A 15816-nucleotide genomic window follows, 5' to 3' on the forward strand; every position below is an offset into this window, starting at 1 on the left:
GCAGGCAGATGCTCGCACCACCTGCCCTCGGACGCGCCCCGGCCGCGCCGTACTCCTGCGTATCCCCATAGCGGACGGCCAGGTTCCGGTACGGCGGTGCGGTGCGGCGCACGTCTCCGGAAGCGGCTGCGCGAGGATGGGGGACATGACAGCCATCATCTCCGTATCCGAACTCGCGAGCGAGCTGGCGGGTCCGGTGTCGCCCGTCCTGCTCGATACCCAGTGGCGGCTGGGCGGCCCGCCCGGACGCGAGGACTACGCCGCCGGACACCTGCCCGGCGCGGTCCACGTCGACCTCGAGACCGAACTGGCCGGCCCCGCCGGAGCCGGCACGGGCCGCCACCCGCTGCCCGACCTGGACACCTTCGGTGCGGCGATGCGCCGCGCCGGCGTCTCGCGGGACCGCGAGGTGGTGGTCTACGACGGCGGGCAGGGCTGGGCCGCGGCCCGCGCCTGGTGGCTGCTGCGCCGGACCGGCCACCCCTCGGTGAGGGTGCTGGACGGCGGTCTCGCGGCCTGGGACGGCCCGCTCACCACCGACGTACCGGCGCCCGCCGAGGGCGACTTCGTACCGGAGCCGGGCGTACGCGGGCTGCTCGGCGCGGACGACGCCGCCGCGCTCGCCCGCCGCGGCCTGCTCCTGGACGCGCGCGCCCCGGAGCGCTACCGCGGGGAGACCGAGCCCATCGACCCCGTGGCCGGGCACATCCCCGGCGCGGTCAACGCCCCCACGACGGAGAACGTCACCGAAACGGGCACCTTCCGGCCCGCCGCCGAACTGGCCGCGCGCTTCCGGGAACTCGGTGCGGCGGAGGGCACCGAGGTCGGCGTCTACTGCGGCTCCGGAGTGTCCGCCGCACACCAGGTGCTCGCCCTGGAGCTGGCCGGCATCGACGCGGGACTCTATGTCGGCTCCTGGAGCGAGTGGTCGGCCGACCCGGACCGTACGGTCGCCACGGGCCCCGCGCCCGGCTGACCGGGCCGCCACGCGCACGCCGGCCGCACCCCGTACGGGACGGCGGCAGGCCGTGTGACGACGCACGGCGGGACCGGGACGGCGCATGGCGGGGCGGGGCGCCGCCCCGTCCCGCCGCGACCGATCAGTCCTTCTTCCGGCGCGTGCCGAAGACGATCTCGTCCCAGCTGGGCACCGCCGCGCGGCGCCCCGGACGCACGCCGTCCGCCTCCGCCTGACGGTCGGTGTTGCCCGTCAGCCGTTCGCGGTGCGCGCCCACCGAGCGCGGCATGAGCACGTCCGCGTACGCCGATCCGGCGCTTGCCGCCGGTGCCGGCGGATCGACCGCCTCGTCCTCGTCCTCGGGCTCCTCGGCCGCCGGCTGCTCGCTCTCCGGCGGGGCCTCCGGCGGCGGGGGAGGGGGCTGCGTGGGCGCGGAAGCCGCCGGCTGCTCCGGAACGATCATGTCGCCCCGGAAGTTGGGCACCGCCTCCAGCAGGCTGGTCAGCGAGTCGGAACCGCTCTCGCCGTCGCCCTCGGACGACGGTGACGGCTCGAGCTCGGCCCGCTCCGTACGGTCGCCCCTGTCGCCCCGCTCCGCGCGGTCGCTCCGCTCGCCCCTGTCGCTGCGGTCCCGCGGCAGGCGGGCGATCCGGGGCACGAACGGGAAGCTCGGCTCCGGGGTGTCGTCCGTCTCGCCGATGAGCGACCGCGCCTCGTCGCCGACGGCCTGTACGAGCCGGCGCGGCGGGTCGTACGTCCAGCTCGCGGAGTGCGGCTCGCCCGCGACCTCGTAGGCGAGGAGGACCTCCCACGTGCCGTCGTCCCGGCGCCAGGAGTCCCAGTGCGCGGTGTCCTTGTCGGCGCCGCGCAGCAGCAGCCGCTCGGCGACCGCCTCGCCCAGCTGCGGGCCGGTGTTCTCACCGGGGCGGCGCACCGGAGTCTTCCGGGCACGCTCCGCCATGAACGCCCGCTCCGCCAGCACCGGCCCCTCGAAGCGGCGCACCCGCTCCACGGGAATGCCCGCGAGCTGTGCGACCTCCTCGGCCGAGGCACCGGCCCGGATGCGGGCCTGGATGTCCCGGGGCCGGAGGTGGCTCTCCACCTCGATCTCGATCTGGCCGAGCCGGGCACGGTCGTTCCGGACGGCCGCGCGCAGCCGCTCGTCAATCGGAAGGGTGTATTCCGTGCTGTCGGCAGCCTTGAGCACCAGCCGTGTGCCGTCGTTGCTGACGGCCACGACACGCAGTTCGGGCATGGGAACCTCCCGGGTGGTGCCTGCCGACGTCACGTGCGTCGCTGCTCCCGCTAGACGAGTGTGGCCTGCCCGGGGGCAGCCTTGCCACAACATTGCCGACTTGCCCGGCGCGTCAAGTCCAGGTCCTGAATCGCCGTTATGGCACGGTTACTTGTTTACCACTCACGGTGAAGGTGGTCACCCTGAGCTGCGTAGTCGGGTTGGGGTCGAGGCCAGGGCTCGTCACACTACTCCATTCGTGCCATCAGGGGTGGATCGGCGCGCCGCCGAACTTGCCCGAGGGCCCGGTTGTTGGGCTCCGCGGGGCCTCATCGACCGCTGCCGGGGCGTGGGTTAATTCACAGAAACCCCACAATCGGAACTTTCCTACCTCTCCAACTGTCTCGTAAGGGTGCACGGTGGTTGAAATGTGCGACCAGAGGCGGGAGATGGAAGAGAAAGACAAAGGATCTGTTTCAGACAAGTCCGAAGGAAAGCGGATTGATCTGAACGTTCCACAGGTAGCGGGCAGCGCCGCGGCGGCGGTGACGGGCGCGGTGCTCGCCTCCGGGCTCAGCGTGTACGGCACGATCATCGGCGCCGGAGTCGTGAGCGTGGTCGCCACGACGGGCGGCGCCGTGTACCAGCATGTGTTCAAACGCACAGGCGAGCAGCTGCGCGAGGTCGCGAAGCCGCTGCCGCGCCGGGTGCCCCGCCGGGACGGGGAGCCCGCGTCCGCCGCTGCCCGGACGCCGGCGCGGCCCGAGGAGGCAACCCAGGCGCTGACGCGGGGCCGACTGCCGTCCGGGCCGCACCGTGACGCCGCGCCGCACCGCGACGCCGCGCCGGACGCGACGCTCGCGCTGTCCCGGCAGCCCGGCACGGAGGCCGACTTCTCCCGTGCGCTCCCCACCGTGCCGCTCGCCGCCGCCCAGGAAGAGGACCGGCCCACCCGGCTGCTGCGCGTATCCGGCGAACCGCAGCCCGCCCGTACGCGAGCGATGCCCGCCCTGCCCGCGCCCGGACCGTACGGACCGGAGGGCGACGAAGATCACACCCGCGCGGGCGGCTACGGCGCCGCCACCGCGCACGGGCGCCGCGGCCGGCGGCTGCGCACGCGGCTGGCGCTCGCGGGCGGCGTGTTCGCCCTCGCCATGGGCGCCGTGACCGGCCTCGAGCTGGTCACCGACTCGTCGCTGTCCGGCTGGTGGCACGGGGACGACAAGGGGGGTACGACCATCGGGCGCGCCTTCGGCGGCGACAAGCAGGGCGACCGCCCCGACCGGAACCCGTCCGGCCCGCCCGGCTCGCCCGCTCCGTCCGGCCCGTCCGGCTCCTCCGACGGGGACGGCGCGTCACAGGCACCGGACGACCGGCGGTCCGGCGGCACCGGCGGCGAATCGGACGGCGCTCCGGACGGCGGCTCCACCGACGGCACACAGGGAGACGGCTCCGGCACCGACCGCCGCCCCGCGCCCGCACCCTCCGCCCCCGGCGGCCAGGACGACGCGGACGACCCGGACGGCGACGGCCGGTCCGGCGGAGCGCAGGACGGCACCGCCACCCCGACCCCGGCACCGACCGGCACCTCCGGCACGCAGCCGGACGGCGAGGGGACCGGCCCGAACGGGATCACCACGGGCGGGTGACCCGGGTCAACCACCGTGCGCCGCACGCCCCCTGGCGCCCCCGGGGGCGCCCCGAGTTCAGTCGCCCAGCACGCGCCGCAGGTAGTCGTTCGCGAAGACCCGTTCCGGGTCCAGCCGGTCGCGGAGCTTCGTGAATTCCGCGAACCGCGGGTAGACGCCCGCCAGATACGCCGCGTCGCGCGAGTGCAGCTTGCCCCAGTGCGGGCGCCCGCCGTGCGCCGTCATGATCCGCTCGGCCGCCGTGAAGTACGCCTCGTGCGGCGTGCCGCGGTACGTGTGCACGGCGATGTACGCCGTGTCCCGCCCCTGCGCGGTGGACAGCGGGATGTCGTCGGCCGGCGCGACCCGTATCTCCACCGGGAAGCTCACGCGGTGCCGGGAGCGGTCCACCATCGTCTTGAGCGCCCGCAGCGCGTCCATGGCCGCCGCGCGCGGCAGCGCGTACTCCATCTCCACGAAGCGCACCCGCCGCGGGCTGGTGAACACGCGGTACGGGATGTCCGTGTACGTACGGGCGGACAGCGCCCGGCTGGACAGCTTCGCGATCGCGGGCACCGTGCCGGGGGCGGCCTTGCCCAGGGCGCACGCCGCCTGGAACACCCCGTTGGACAGCAGCTCGTCGTCCACCCAGCCGCGTACGCGGGGGAGCGGCGCGGCCGGTCCCGCACTGCGGTTGTTCCGCTTCGTGCTGCAGCCGTCGGTGTGCGGGAACCAGTAGAACTCGAAGTGCTCGTTCTCCGCCGCCAGCTGATCGAACTCGGCCGTGACCCGGTCGAACCGCATCGGCTCCTCGCGGGCGGTCAGCAGGAACACCGGCTCCACCGCGAACGTGATCTCGCTGATCACACCCAGCGCCCCGAGACCGATCCGCGCCGCCGTGAACACCTCAGGGTGCTCGTCCGCCGAGCAGCGCAGCACCGAGCCGTCGGCGAGGACCAGTTCCAGCCCGCGGATCTGCGCCGCGATCGACGCCGTCTCGCGCCCCGTCCCGTGGGTGCCGGTGCTGACAGCGCCGGAGACGGTCTGCGCCATGATGTCGCCCATGTTCGCGAGGGACAGGCCCTCGCCCGCGAGTACCTCGTTGAGCTGCTTCAGGGGCGTGCCCGCGGCGACCGTGACCGTGCCGCGCTCGCGGTCGATCTCCCGTATGCCGCACAGCCGTTCAGGCCGCAGCAGGACCCCGGACGTGGCGGCCACGGAGGTGAACGAGTGCCCCGCGCCGACCGGTTTGACGTTCAGCCCGTCCTCGGCGGCCCGGCGTACGGCCTCCGCCAGCGCGGCGGTGGAGGACGGCGCGACGGTGCGCAGGGGGCGGGTGCCGACGTTGCCCGCCCAGTTACGCCACGTCGGTCCGTTCCTCGTCGTCCGCGCCGTCAGCCCGTTCATGTACCCCTCCACTAGTCCGCGGCCGCAGCCGCCGGTATCCGAGGAACGCGACTACCGCCGCGAGCGCCCCGGCGGCGCCGGGCACCCGGTACGCCTGCCCCGCCCCGAAGGTGTCGACCCCCCACCCGGCGACGGCCGAGCCGAGCGCGATCCCGACGGAGAGTCCCGTACTCAGCCACGTCATGCCCTCGGTCAGGCTGGCACGCGGCACGAGCCGCTCGACCAGGCCGACGGTGGTGACCATCGTCGGAGCGACGGTGAGGCCCGCGATGAAGAGCGCCACCGCCATCCAGGGCAGGTTTCCGGCCAGTTGGAGGGGGATCATACTCAGGGCCATCGCGCAGATCCCCACGAGCCACCGGCGTGGGAGGGGCGCGGACACGTGCAGCAGCCCGTAGACGACGCCTGCCAGGACTGATCCCATGGCGTAGACAGCGAGCATGAGGCCCGCGACGCTCTTGTGCCCCTCCTCCTCGGCGAACGCGACGGTCACCACGTCGACGGAACCGAAAATGCTCCCGGTGAACACGTACACGGCGGCCAGCAGCCACAGCCCCGGTGTACGCAGCGCCGAGCCGCCCGCGTGCTGCCCGCGCGGGTGCGGGGCCGGCTCCGTGGCGTGCTGCGAACTCAGCCACAGCACGCCCGCCAGCAGGAACCCGGCGGCCACGACCGGTCCCGCCTCCGGGAACCACACGGTGCACAGCCAGATCGAAAGAACCGGCCCCACCATGTAGTTGATCTCGTCCACGACGGATTCGAGGGCGAACGCCGAGTGCAGCAGGCGCGGCTCCCCGTCGTAGATCGCGGCCCAGCGAGCCCGCACCATCGCACCGACGCCGGGAGCGCAACCGGACGCGGCCGCGAAGACGAACAGCAGCCAGTCCGGCGCGTCCTGCCGTACGGCCAGGGTCAGACCGGCGACCCCGGTCACCGAGACCAGCATGGCCGGGCGCAGCACCCTGCGCTGCCCGTGCCGGTCGACGAGCCGGGCGATCTGCGGACTGCACACGGCGACGGACAGCGCCACGGTGGCGGCCAGCGCGCCCGCCAGCCCGTAACGTCCGGTGGCCTGCGACACCATCGCGACGACGCCGACGATCAGCATTCCCTGCAGCAGCCGCCCGAGGAATCCGGCCGCGGAGAACTTCGCGCTGCCGGGGGCGGCGAAGACCGCACGGTAGGAGCTGAGCACGGCGCACCGTCCTGAAGATCGGGCCACTCGGTCAGGTAAGGAATCTCATAGCGCCGCACAGACTACGGCCGGGAGGCGGTCCGGCGTTCCCCGCCCCCGGATGGCAGGATCGGTGACATGTCCGACGCGCTTGACGCCCGCCCGTACGACGCCCTGCTGCTGCTGTCGTTCGGCGGCCCCGAGGGACCCGACGACGTCGTCCCCTTCCTGGAGAACGTGACCCGAGGGCGGGGCATCCCGCGCGAGCGCCTCGAGGAGGTCGGGCAGCACTACTTCCTGTTCGGCGGCGTCAGCCCCATCAACGCGCAGAACCGCGCCCTGCTGGACGCCCTCCGCAAGGACTTCGCCGGCAGCGGCCTCGACCTGCCGGTGTACTGGGGCAACCGGAACTGGGCGCCGTACCTCACCGACGTCCTGCGCGAGATCACCCGCGACGGGCGGCGCCGCGTCCTGGTGCTGGCCACCAGCGCGTACGCCTCGTACTCGGGCTGCCGCCAGTACCGCGAGAACCTCGCCGAGTCGCTGGCGGCGCTCGTGGCCGAGGGCCTGGAGCCGCCGCGCGTCGACAAGCTCCGGCACTTCTTCAACCACCCCGGCTTCCTCGGCCCCGTGGCCGACGGCGTGATCGCCTCCCTGGACGAACTGCCCGCCGCCGTACGGGACGGCGCGCACCTCGTGTTCACCACCCACTCCATCCCGGACGAGGCGGCCGACGCGTCGGGCCCGCGCGGCGGCGCGTACGTCGCCCAGCACCTGGAGGCGGCCCGGCTGGTCGCCGACGCCGTACGGGAGGCCACCGGCGTGGAACGCCCCTGGCAGCTCGTCTACCAGTCGCGCAGCGGCCCCCCGCACGTCCCCTGGCTCGAACCGGACGTCTGCGACCACCTGGAGGCGCTGCACCGGGCGGACGCCCCGGCCGCCGTACTGGTGCCGATCGGCTTCGTCTCGGACCACATGGAGGTGCTGTACGACCTCGACACCGAGGCGCGCGCGAAGGCCGACGAGCTGGGGCTGCCGGCCGTACGCTCGGCCACCGTCGGCGCCGACCCGCGGTTCGCCGCGGCCGTACGGGAGCTGACGCTGGAGCGCGCCGCCGCCGAGCGCGGGGAGTCGCCGCGGCGCCGCGCGCTGGGCACGCTCGGGCCGAGCCACGACGTGTGCCCGGCCGGCTGCTGCGCGGCGCGCGTGGCGCGGCCCGCGGCGGCGGGCGCGGACAGCCCGTTCGCCTGAGCCCGTGCGCTGACCCCGTGCGCGCGCCCGCGGCCCGGTCCCGCGCGCGCACCCACACGCCCCACCAAGGAGCACCGTGAACGACCAGCCAGACCAGCCAGACCAGTCAGACCAGCCAGACCAGCCCGCCCCCGACCGGCTTGACCAGTTGAAGGCCGACCTCCTCGAGCTCGCCCTGGACGCCGCCCACCGCGCCGGCGTCTTCCTGCGCGAGGGCCGCCCCGACGACCTGGGAGTGGCCGCGACCAAGTCCAGCCCGATCGACGTCGTCACGGAGATGGACATCTCGGCCGAGAAGCTGATCACCGGCTTCCTGGCCGAGCACCGGCCCGACGACACGTTCCTCGCGGAGGAGGGCAGCCGGTCCGCCGGGTCGTCCGGCGCCGGTGAGAGCGGCGTCCGCTGGGTCATCGACCCGATCGACGGCACCGTCAACTACCTCTACGGGCTGCCGAGCTGGGCCATCTCCATCGCCGCCGAGTACGAGGGCGAGACCGTCGTCGGCGTCGTCGAGGTGCCCAGCAGGGGCGAGACGTACCGCGCCGTCCTCGGGCACGGCGCGTTCCTGAACGCCAAGCCGATCCACTGCCGCCCGTCACCCGAGCTGGACGAGGCGCTCGTCGGCACCGGCTTCAACTACGTGCTGGAGTGCCGTACCGCCCAGGCCGACGTCGCCCGCCAGCTCATCCCCCGGGTCCGCGACATCCGCCGCTCCGGCTCCGCCGCCCTCGACCTGTGCGACGTCGGCGCCGGACGGCTGGACGGCTTCTACGAGCGCGGCCTGAACGCCTGGGACTACGCCGCCGGCGCGCTCGTCGCCCGCGAGGCGGGCGCGCTCACCGGCGGGCGTCCGGGCGAGCCGCTGAACCGGGACCTCGCCGTCGTCGCGTCGCCCGGCGTCTTCGCCGAGCTGCAGCCGCTGCTGGACGCGCTCGGCGCGTGGCACGACTGAACCCCGGGACACGTGGTGTGTCCCGGGGCCAGGGCGTCGCGTGTGTCGCGGATCTTCGCTTTAGCGGAGCAGAACGGGACCGGACCGGGTCCGGCCGGCGGCTCAGGGCGTCAGCAGGGCGATTTCGTGGCCCCCACATCCACACCGTGCTCGGCCGCCAGCCGACGCAGGTCCTCCAGCTCGGCCTGCTCGACGTCCACGAGGAAGTCGTCGCCCGACTCGCGAGCCTGCATCAGGTCGGACTCGGTCGTCTCTATACGGTGCAGGATGCCTGCGGTGAACGCGTCCATGGTGCGCCCCCTCGTCATGGGTCGGTGGCACGGGGGTGTGCCGAGGGTACGTACAAAGATCACGGCGTGATCCCCGCGGAGGTCGGCAGCCGGGTCGGCTTGCCGCCGGGCAAGGCGTGATCTGGGGTGTGCAACCGTCCTCCCCACCTGAATCCTCAGAGAAACCTCAACACCGCCGAAAATTCCGTGAGTCCCGGTGCGGTTTGCCGGGAGCGGCCCGCGGGCGGCGCCGGAGGGGCGCGGGGAGCCGTCCGCGCCGCTCTGTGCAGGCGTTCTCCCCGGCGGTCTTACTGCCGGTTTACCCGCGTTGGGGGCAGGATGGGGAGCGATGGCACCGCCTCTCCGCACCGCCTCTCCGCACCGTCTCCGTACCGAAGGAAGGACACCTGTCGTGCGCGTACTCGTCGTCGAGGACGAGCAGCTGCTCGCCGATGCCGTGGCGACCGGCCTCCGCCGCGAGGCCATGGCCGTCGATGTGGTCTACGACGGCGCGGCCGCCCAGGAGCGCATCGACGTCAACGACTACGACGTCGTCGTCCTCGACCGTGACCTTCCGCTCGTGCACGGTGACGACGTGTGCCGGAAGATCGTCGAGCTGGGCCTGCCGACGCGGGTGCTGATGCTCACCGCGTCCGGAGACGTCAGCGACCGCGTGGAGGGCCTGGAGATCGGCGCGGACGACTACCTCCCCAAGCCCTTCGCGTTCAGCGAGCTGACCGCCCGCGTGCGGGCCCTGGGCCGCCGTACGACCACCGCGCTGCCGCCCGTGCTGGCGCGCGCCGGGATCAAGCTCGACCCGAACCGCCGCGAGGTGTTCCGGGACGGGCGGCAGATCCAGCTCGCGCCCAAGGAGTTCGCGGTGCTGGAGGTGCTCCTGCGGAACGACGGCACCGTCGTCTCCGCCGAGCAGCTGCTGGAGAAGGCCTGGGACGAGAACACCGACCCGTTCACCAACGTCGTACGGGTCACCGTGATGACGCTCCGCCGCAAGCTCGGCGAGCCGCCCGTCATCGTCACCGTGCCCGGCGCCGGCTACCGGATCTGAGCCCATGTCCGCACCCCCCGCGCAGCCCTCCTCCGCACCACCCAAGCCCACCTGGGACCCACGCGAGCCGTCGCGCCCGTACCCCTGGCTGCGCCCGACCATCCGGATACGGCTCACGCTGCTCTACGGCGGCATGTTCCTGATCGCGGGCATGGTGCTGCTCACGATCATCTATCTGCTGGCGGCGCAGGCCCTGCACGAGGGCAGCTCGCTGCCGTTCCGGGTGCTCAACGCGAACGCCGAGCTGACCTCCGACTCGTGCCCCGGGCTGACCGGCACGATGCCGAGCGAGGTGTTCATGGAGCGCCTCGGCGAGTGCACCGACGCGCAGCGCGCCGTCGCCCTCGACCGGCTGCTGCGCAGCTCGCTGCTGGCGTTGCTGGGGCTGGCCGTGGCGGCCTTCGCGTTCGGCTACGTGATGGCCGGGCGGGTGCTCTCGCCGCTGGGCCGCATCACGCGTACGGCGCGCCAGGTCGCCGGCTCGGACCTGCACAAGCGGATCGAGCTGGAAGGCCCGGACGACGAGCTCAAGGAGCTCTCGGACACCTTCGACGAGATGCTGGACCGGCTCGACCGTGCGTTCACCGCCCAGCAGCGGTTCGTCGCCAACGCCTCGCACGAGCTGCGCACCCCACTGGCCATCAACCGCACCCTGCTCGAGGTGCAGCTCGCCGACCCCGACGCCGCCCCCGAGGTGCAGCACCTGGGGAAGACGCTGCTGGCCACGAACGAGCGCAGCGAACAGCTCGTGGAGGGCCTGCTGCTGCTGGCCCGGAGCGAGAACGAGATCGTCGACCGCAAGCCCGTGGACCTGGCCGAGGTCGCCTCCCAGGCCATCGAGCAGACCAGGGGCGAGGCCGAGACCAAGGGCATCGACTTGCGCGGAGTACGCCAGCCCGCGTACGTACAGGGCAACGGCGTACTGCTGGAGCGCGTCGCGCTGAATCTCGTACAGAACGCCACGCGCTACAACCTCCGGGAGGGCGGATGGGTCGCGGTGAGCACGGAGGCACAGCAGGGGCGTGCCGTGCTGGTGGTGGAGAACACGGGGCCGGCGGTTCCGGCGTACGAGGTGGACAACCTCTTCGAGCCGTTCCGGCGTCTACGCACGGAGCGCACCGGCAGCGACAAGGGCGTCGGGCTGGGGCTCTCGATCGTGCGGTCCGTGGCACGGGCACACGGAGGCACGGTCAACGCGGAGCCGCGGGAGGACGGCGGCCTCGTGGTGCGAGTGGTCCTGCCCGTCTGAGATCATCCTCGCTGGTTGCGAGCCCCGGGAGGCGCCGTGCAGTTGTGAGGGATCACACACGTGGTTTTCCGGACATCCACCCTCCGTGAGCACGGATCGGGAAGAAATCCGGGAAAGTCCAGGTTTCCGCAGCTGCTGATCGTGGGCACACCACGGAGTGGCGTGCACAAAGTGCGACATTCAGACCGTTCACGATCGAGATCGACAGTCCGCCCCTCACCTCTTCAGGGGTGCGGTTGGGTGTCGATTGAGTAACAGACCTTGATGTGAGGCAAAATCTCCGCCTCAGGTCGGGCACAAGCTCGGCCTCTCACGCGTTACGTGCGCTGAGACACCACAGAAACCCAGAGGGGGAGAGAGACATGGCAACGGACTACGACACCCCACGCAAGACCGACGATGATGTCAACGAGGACAGCATCGAGGAGCTGAAGGCCAGGCGGAACGACAAGTCCGCCTCCAATGTCGACGTCGACGAGTTCGAGCAGGCCGAGGGCCTCGAACTGCCTGGCGCCGACCTCTCCAACGAAGAACTGTCCGTGCGGGTGCTGCCGCGCCAGGCGGACGAGTTCACGTGCATGAGCTGCTTCCTGGTGCACCACCGGTCGCAGCTCGCAGCGGAGAAGAACGGCCACCCGATCTGCCGCGACTGCGCGGCCTGACCGGACGCCGGACTGTGGCGGCGGACGACGCACGTGATGCGGAGCGAGGCGAGCCCGAGCAGGGCGCCTCGCTCGCACCCGTCCCCGTACGCGGCCGCGGCCTGCGCCGCCCGCGGCGGCTGCGCCGGCTCCGCGACGACGGCAGGGACGACGGCGGCAAGGATGCCGCCGGTACGGATGACAGTGGCGCGGATGCCGGCGGCAGGGACGCCGCCGGCACGGACGACGGCGAGGGGCGCGGCAGGGTCCGCGCCTTCCTGGGCGTCGTCACGGACCGCGTCATCGAGACCGCTCCGCGGATCCCCGTCCGCGAGCTGGAGACGCTGCGGCGGCAGTTCCCGGGCCTGGGGCCCGAAGAGATCGCCGACCGCCTCGTCTCGGCCGCGACCAAGGGATCCGCGACGGTGGGAGCGGGGGTCGGCGCGGCGGCGATGATGCCCGTGCCGCCCGCGATGCCGGCCGAGCTGGCCGCCGAACTGGTCGGGGTCGCGTCGGTCGAGCTGAAGCTCATCGCGGAGCTCCACGAGGTGTACGGGCGCCGCGCGCCCGGCACGGTGTCCCAGCGCTCGGCGGCGTACCTCACGGCGTGGACCACCCAGCGGGGGATCAACCTCACGAAGCCCACCACGCTGAACGCCGCCCTCGGCGGGCAGCTGAAGCGCGAGCTGCGCCAGCAGATCACGAAGCGCACCGTACGGAACCTGCCGAACCTCGCGCCGTTCATGGTGGGCGCGGCGGTGGGCGCCGTCATGAACAGCCACGACACGGCGCGGCTCGCCCGCCGTGTCCGCGAGGACCTGCGGAAGACGCAGGTGCCGTGGGACGCGCTGCCGGCGCGCGGGATCGCCGCGCCCGGCGACCCCCCGGACGCGCTCCCACCCGCCCCTTCCTGACCTTGCCCGCGTCCGCGGCCTAGCCCCACGCGCGCATGCACGCGGCTCCCTGTGCGGCCGGACTCCCGCCGTACGGGTGGAGCGCCGCGGCGGCCGGAAGGGGTGCCGGTACGGCTGTTAGCCGCGGCGGCCGGAGGGGTGCCGGTACGGCGGTCAGTTGTCGCGTTCGGCGGAGCGGGCCGCCGCCAAGGCCGCCACGAGGCGGTCCGGCTCGCGCGTGGAGACGTAGATGTACGGCGTCGGGTCCTCCGGGTCCGTGACCCGGACCCGTACGGCCGTCGGGATGTACCCCCGCAGCACCATGTGCGCGCGCGGGTCCGCCTTGTACGTGCGCCAGGCGCGCGCCTCGTCCGCGTTCAGCGCGTCGGCCTCGCCGAGTGCCGACACCGGGATGCGGGCGTCGCCCGCGACGAGCGACCCGGCCACCACCCGGACCCGTACGGAGCCGTACGCGCTCACCGCGACCGCCGCCAGCGCGGCGCCCGCCACCAGCCCGCCGAGCATGGGCAGGGTGCCCAGCGGCAGCAGGATCAGCCCGAGCGCGACCCCGGCCAGTGCGGCCACCAGCCACCAGGAACGGGGTGCCGTGAGGCGTTCGTCGTATGGCTGCATGGTGCCAAGCTTGGCACGGCCGCGACCGCCCGTCGGACTCGGCGGTAAGGTCTGCACACGTGAGTGCTGCCGAACGACCCCGAACCTCCATGACGCCACCGCCCGGCGCGGCCATCCCGGCCCGCCACCCCGACGCCCCCGCCCCCGGCGAGACCCTGGGCGCCCACTACGAACAGTGCTTCGGCTGTGGCGCCGGGCAGCCGTACGGCCTGCAGCTGGAGGCGCGGGCCGGTGAAGGCGTCACCGTCTCCGCCGAGTTCACGGTGAAGGAGGCGCACCAGGGCGCCCCGGGGCTGGCGCACGGCGGCGTGCTGACGACCGCGCTGGACGAGACGCTCGGCTCGCTCAACTGGCTGATGCACGTGATCGCCGTGACGGGCCGGCTGGAGACGGATTTCGTACGCCCCGTACCCGTGGGCACGACGCTCCATCTGGACGCCCGGGCGACGGGGCGCGAGGGGCGCAAGATCTACTGCAGCGGCACCGGCCGTATCGGCGGCCCGGACGGCGAGGTCGCCGTGCGCGCGGACGCGGTCTTCATCGAGGTGAAGGTCGAGCATTTCATCAACAACGGGCGCGAAGAGGAGATCAAGGCAGCCATGGCGGACCCGGACCAGGTCAGGCGGGCGCGGGCGTTCGAGGTGAACCCGTGACCGATCCCGTACGCGCTCCCGTCGACGTACTCCTGCGGCGCCTCGATCCCGAGGTGCCGGTGCCCGCGTACGCGCACCCCGGCGACGCCGGGTGCGACCTCGTGACCACCGAGGCCGCCGAGCTGGCGCCTGGTGAGCGGGCCGTGCTGCCGACCGGGCTGGCGATCGCGCTGCCGGACGGGTACGCGGCCTTCGTGCACCCCCGTTCCGGGCTGGCGGCCCGGTGCGGCGTCTCCATGGTGAATGCGCCCGGAACGGTGGACGCCGGGTACCGTGGGGAGATCAAGGTGATCGTGGTGAATCTCGATCCGCGCGAGACCGTGCGGTTCGAGCGGTTCGACCGGATCGCCCAACTCGTCGTCCAGCAGGTCGAGAAGGTGCGCTTCCACGAGGTGGCGGAGCTGCCCGGCTCGGCGCGGGCCGCGGGGGGCTTCGGTTCGACGGGGGGCCACGCGGACCGTCCCTCGGGACGGCAGAATGATTTCGTTGCGGTCGGTTCTGACCAGGACTCCGATCTGAGAGGACAGTGACGTGTTCGGACGTCGTCGTAAGAAGAGCGAAGAGCCTGAGGGCGCCTCGGACGAGTTCGAGACGGAAGGGTCCGATAACGAGGAGCCGGAGGCCGACGGCTCCGCCGAGGACGAGGTGTCCGACGCCGAGGCGACCCGCGTGAAGCTGCCGCCGGCGCCGCGCCCCGACGGGCCCTGGGACATCAGCGAGGTGAGCGACCCGAGCACCGGCCGGGTCGACCTCGGCGGGCTGTACGTGCCGGGCGTGGAGGGCATGGAGCTGCGGGTGGAGGTCGCGGGCGACGCGATCGTCGCCGCCACGATCGTGCTGCAGGACAGCGCCGTCCAGCTGCAGGCGTTCGCCGCGCCGCGGCGCGAGGGCATCTGGGAAGAGGTACGCGCGGAGGTCGCGGCCGGGATCACCAAGCAGGGCGGTGTGATCGACGAGGTCGAGGGCCCGCTCGGCTGGGAGCTGCGCGCGCAGGTCCCCGTACAGCTGCCGGACGGCAAGCACGGCGTGCAGGTCGTCCGCTTCGTGGGCGTGGACGGGCCGCGCTGGTTCCTGCGCGGGGTGATCTCCGGGCAGGGCGCGGTCCAGCCGGAGGCGGCGGGGCTGCTGGAGCAGATCTTCCGCGACACGGTGATCGTGCGCGGCGACGGGCCGATGGCCCCCCGCGACCCGATCACGCTGAAGCTCCCCGACGACGCGCAGATGGTGCCGGACGGCGTCCAGCAGGAGTCCGTCGAGGAGGGCTCGCGCTTCGCGGGCGGCATCGACAAGCTCCAGCGCGGCCCGGAGATCACCGAGGTCCGCTGACCGCAGTTCGAGTTCGCGGGTGAGCCCCGTGCCCCGGCAGCCGCCGGAGCACGGGGCTCTTTCCGTGTGTGCGACGGGTCCACCGCTACGGGTGCGGTCCGCGGGCGGGCGGTGGCCGTATGGAAGGCGTCAGGGGCGGCGCCGGGGCGGGGAGGGGCGGTTCCGTAACCCGAGACCGTCCCCCACGCGCGGAGTCCCACACGCCTCACCGGCCGCGCTGCCCCGCCCACCGCCTCCTCGCACCCGTCCCCGCTCCTGACCCCGCCCCCCCCCCAACTCCCCTACCCGGTCCGCTACTTCCCGCATCCCCCCCCTCCGTCAGCCCGCCGCCGTGTCCCCCCCTTCCTCACCGCCGTACCCACGCACGCCCCTCCACTCCCCCCCCCGCCGAGCCCTCCTCACCCCCCTACATACCCTACACGCACCTCGTTTCCCATCCTCCTCTGACTACAGAGAGCGTTTTTTTGTTTTTCCAGGCAGAC

At 73.1% G+C, this 15816-nt stretch carries 16 protein-coding genes; 11 read left to right on the top strand and 5 right to left on the bottom strand.

Annotation, left to right across the window (positions count from 1 at the left end; all coding sequences use genetic code 11):
- The first annotated feature begins 145 nt into the window (after nucleotides 1–145).
- Nucleotides 146–976 (top strand): sulfurtransferase, encoded by an 831-nt coding sequence (locus DVA86_RS12785; protein WP_208878247.1) that lies wholly within the window; start codon nucleotides 146–148, stop codon nucleotides 974–976.
- Between the two features lie 124 nt (nucleotides 977–1100).
- On the opposite strand, the gene sepH is transcribed toward DVA86_RS12785, so the two are convergent.
- Nucleotides 1101–2213: a septation protein SepH gene (sepH, locus tag DVA86_RS12790; RefSeq protein ID WP_208878248.1), complete on the bottom strand. Its 1113-nt coding sequence runs from the start codon at nucleotides 2211–2213 to the stop codon at nucleotides 1101–1103.
- A gap of 428 nt (nucleotides 2214–2641) precedes the next feature.
- Between sepH and DVA86_RS12795 the strand changes: the two genes are divergently transcribed.
- Entirely contained in the window at nucleotides 2642–3841 is a 1200-nt protein-coding gene (locus tag DVA86_RS12795) for a hypothetical protein (protein ID WP_208878250.1), read from the top strand.
- Between the two features lie 57 nt (nucleotides 3842–3898).
- Here DVA86_RS12795 and DVA86_RS12800 read toward each other — a convergent pair whose 3' ends face one another.
- Both DVA86_RS12800 and DVA86_RS12805 read right to left on the bottom strand, forming a co-directional pair.
- Complete coding sequence (locus tag DVA86_RS12800) at nucleotides 3899–5227, bottom strand: D-arabinono-1,4-lactone oxidase (protein WP_208878251.1); 1329 nt, start codon at nucleotides 5225–5227, stop codon at nucleotides 3899–3901.
- Nucleotides 5178–6422, bottom strand: a complete 1245-nt coding sequence (locus DVA86_RS12805; protein WP_208878253.1) for an MFS transporter — start codon at nucleotides 6420–6422, stop codon at nucleotides 5178–5180. Before DVA86_RS12805 ends, DVA86_RS12800 begins: the two co-directional genes overlap by 50 nt.
- Before the next feature lie 117 nt (nucleotides 6423–6539).
- On the opposite strand from DVA86_RS12805, the gene DVA86_RS12810 reads away from it, so the two are divergent.
- On the top strand, nucleotides 6540–7652 hold the full coding sequence (locus tag DVA86_RS12810; RefSeq protein WP_208878254.1) for a ferrochelatase: 1113 nt from the start codon (nucleotides 6540–6542) through the stop codon (nucleotides 7650–7652).
- A gap of 148 nt (nucleotides 7653–7800) precedes the next feature.
- Entirely contained in the window at nucleotides 7801–8604 is an 804-nt protein-coding gene (locus tag DVA86_RS12815) for an inositol monophosphatase family protein (protein ID WP_208884651.1), read from the top strand.
- A gap of 110 nt (nucleotides 8605–8714) precedes the next feature.
- Here the strand turns inward: DVA86_RS12815 and DVA86_RS12820 are convergent, their stop codons facing one another.
- Nucleotides 8715–8894 (bottom strand): hypothetical protein, encoded by a 180-nt coding sequence (locus DVA86_RS12820; protein WP_208884653.1) that lies wholly within the window; start codon nucleotides 8892–8894, stop codon nucleotides 8715–8717.
- A 391-nt stretch (nucleotides 8895–9285) separates the two neighbouring features.
- Here DVA86_RS12820 and DVA86_RS12825 point away from each other — a divergent pair, with 391 nt between their 5' ends.
- From DVA86_RS12825 to DVA86_RS12840, 4 genes are all read left to right on the top strand, one after another.
- The gene (locus DVA86_RS12825; RefSeq protein WP_208878255.1) at nucleotides 9286–9939 is read left to right on the top strand and encodes a response regulator transcription factor; all 654 of its coding nucleotides are present in this window, start codon (nucleotides 9286–9288) and stop codon (nucleotides 9937–9939) included.
- 4 nt (nucleotides 9940–9943) lie between these two features.
- On the top strand, nucleotides 9944–11188 hold the full coding sequence (locus DVA86_RS12830; RefSeq protein WP_208878257.1) for a sensor histidine kinase: 1245 nt from the start codon (nucleotides 9944–9946) through the stop codon (nucleotides 11186–11188).
- A 362-nt stretch (nucleotides 11189–11550) separates the two neighbouring features.
- On the top strand, nucleotides 11551–11850 hold the full coding sequence (locus tag DVA86_RS12835; protein ID WP_023528427.1) for a DUF4193 domain-containing protein: 300 nt from the start codon (nucleotides 11551–11553) through the stop codon (nucleotides 11848–11850).
- Between the two features lie 14 nt (nucleotides 11851–11864).
- On the top strand, nucleotides 11865–12743 hold the full coding sequence (locus DVA86_RS12840) for a hypothetical protein (protein ID WP_245996527.1): 879 nt from the start codon (nucleotides 11865–11867) through the stop codon (nucleotides 12741–12743).
- A gap of 153 nt (nucleotides 12744–12896) precedes the next feature.
- Here the strand turns inward: DVA86_RS12840 and DVA86_RS12845 are convergent, their stop codons facing one another.
- Nucleotides 12897–13355, bottom strand: a complete 459-nt coding sequence (locus DVA86_RS12845; protein WP_208878259.1) for a DUF3093 domain-containing protein — start codon at nucleotides 13353–13355, stop codon at nucleotides 12897–12899.
- A gap of 89 nt (nucleotides 13356–13444) precedes the next feature.
- Between DVA86_RS12845 and DVA86_RS12850 the strand changes: the two genes are divergently transcribed.
- From DVA86_RS12850 to DVA86_RS12860, 3 genes are read left to right on the top strand one after another with little or no spacing between them, the layout of a single operon-like run.
- The gene (locus tag DVA86_RS12850) at nucleotides 13445–14008 is read left to right on the top strand and encodes a PaaI family thioesterase (protein ID WP_245996530.1); all 564 of its coding nucleotides are present in this window, start codon (nucleotides 13445–13447) and stop codon (nucleotides 14006–14008) included.
- Nucleotides 14005–14538 carry a dUTP diphosphatase gene (dut, locus tag DVA86_RS12855; protein WP_208878261.1) on the top strand — a complete coding sequence of 178 codons (534 nt, stop codon included), beginning with the start codon at nucleotides 14005–14007 and terminating at the stop codon, nucleotides 14536–14538. Before DVA86_RS12850 ends, dut begins: the two co-directional genes overlap by 4 nt.
- A gap of 1 nt (nucleotide 14539) precedes the next feature.
- Entirely contained in the window at nucleotides 14540–15334 is a 795-nt protein-coding gene (locus DVA86_RS12860) for a DUF3710 domain-containing protein (RefSeq protein ID WP_208878263.1), read from the top strand.
- Nucleotides 15335–15816: the final 482 nt, after the last annotated feature.

The organism is Streptomyces armeniacus (genome assembly GCF_003355155.1).
Classification (GTDB): Bacteria; Actinomycetota; Actinomycetes; order Streptomycetales; family Streptomycetaceae; genus Streptomyces; species Streptomyces armeniacus.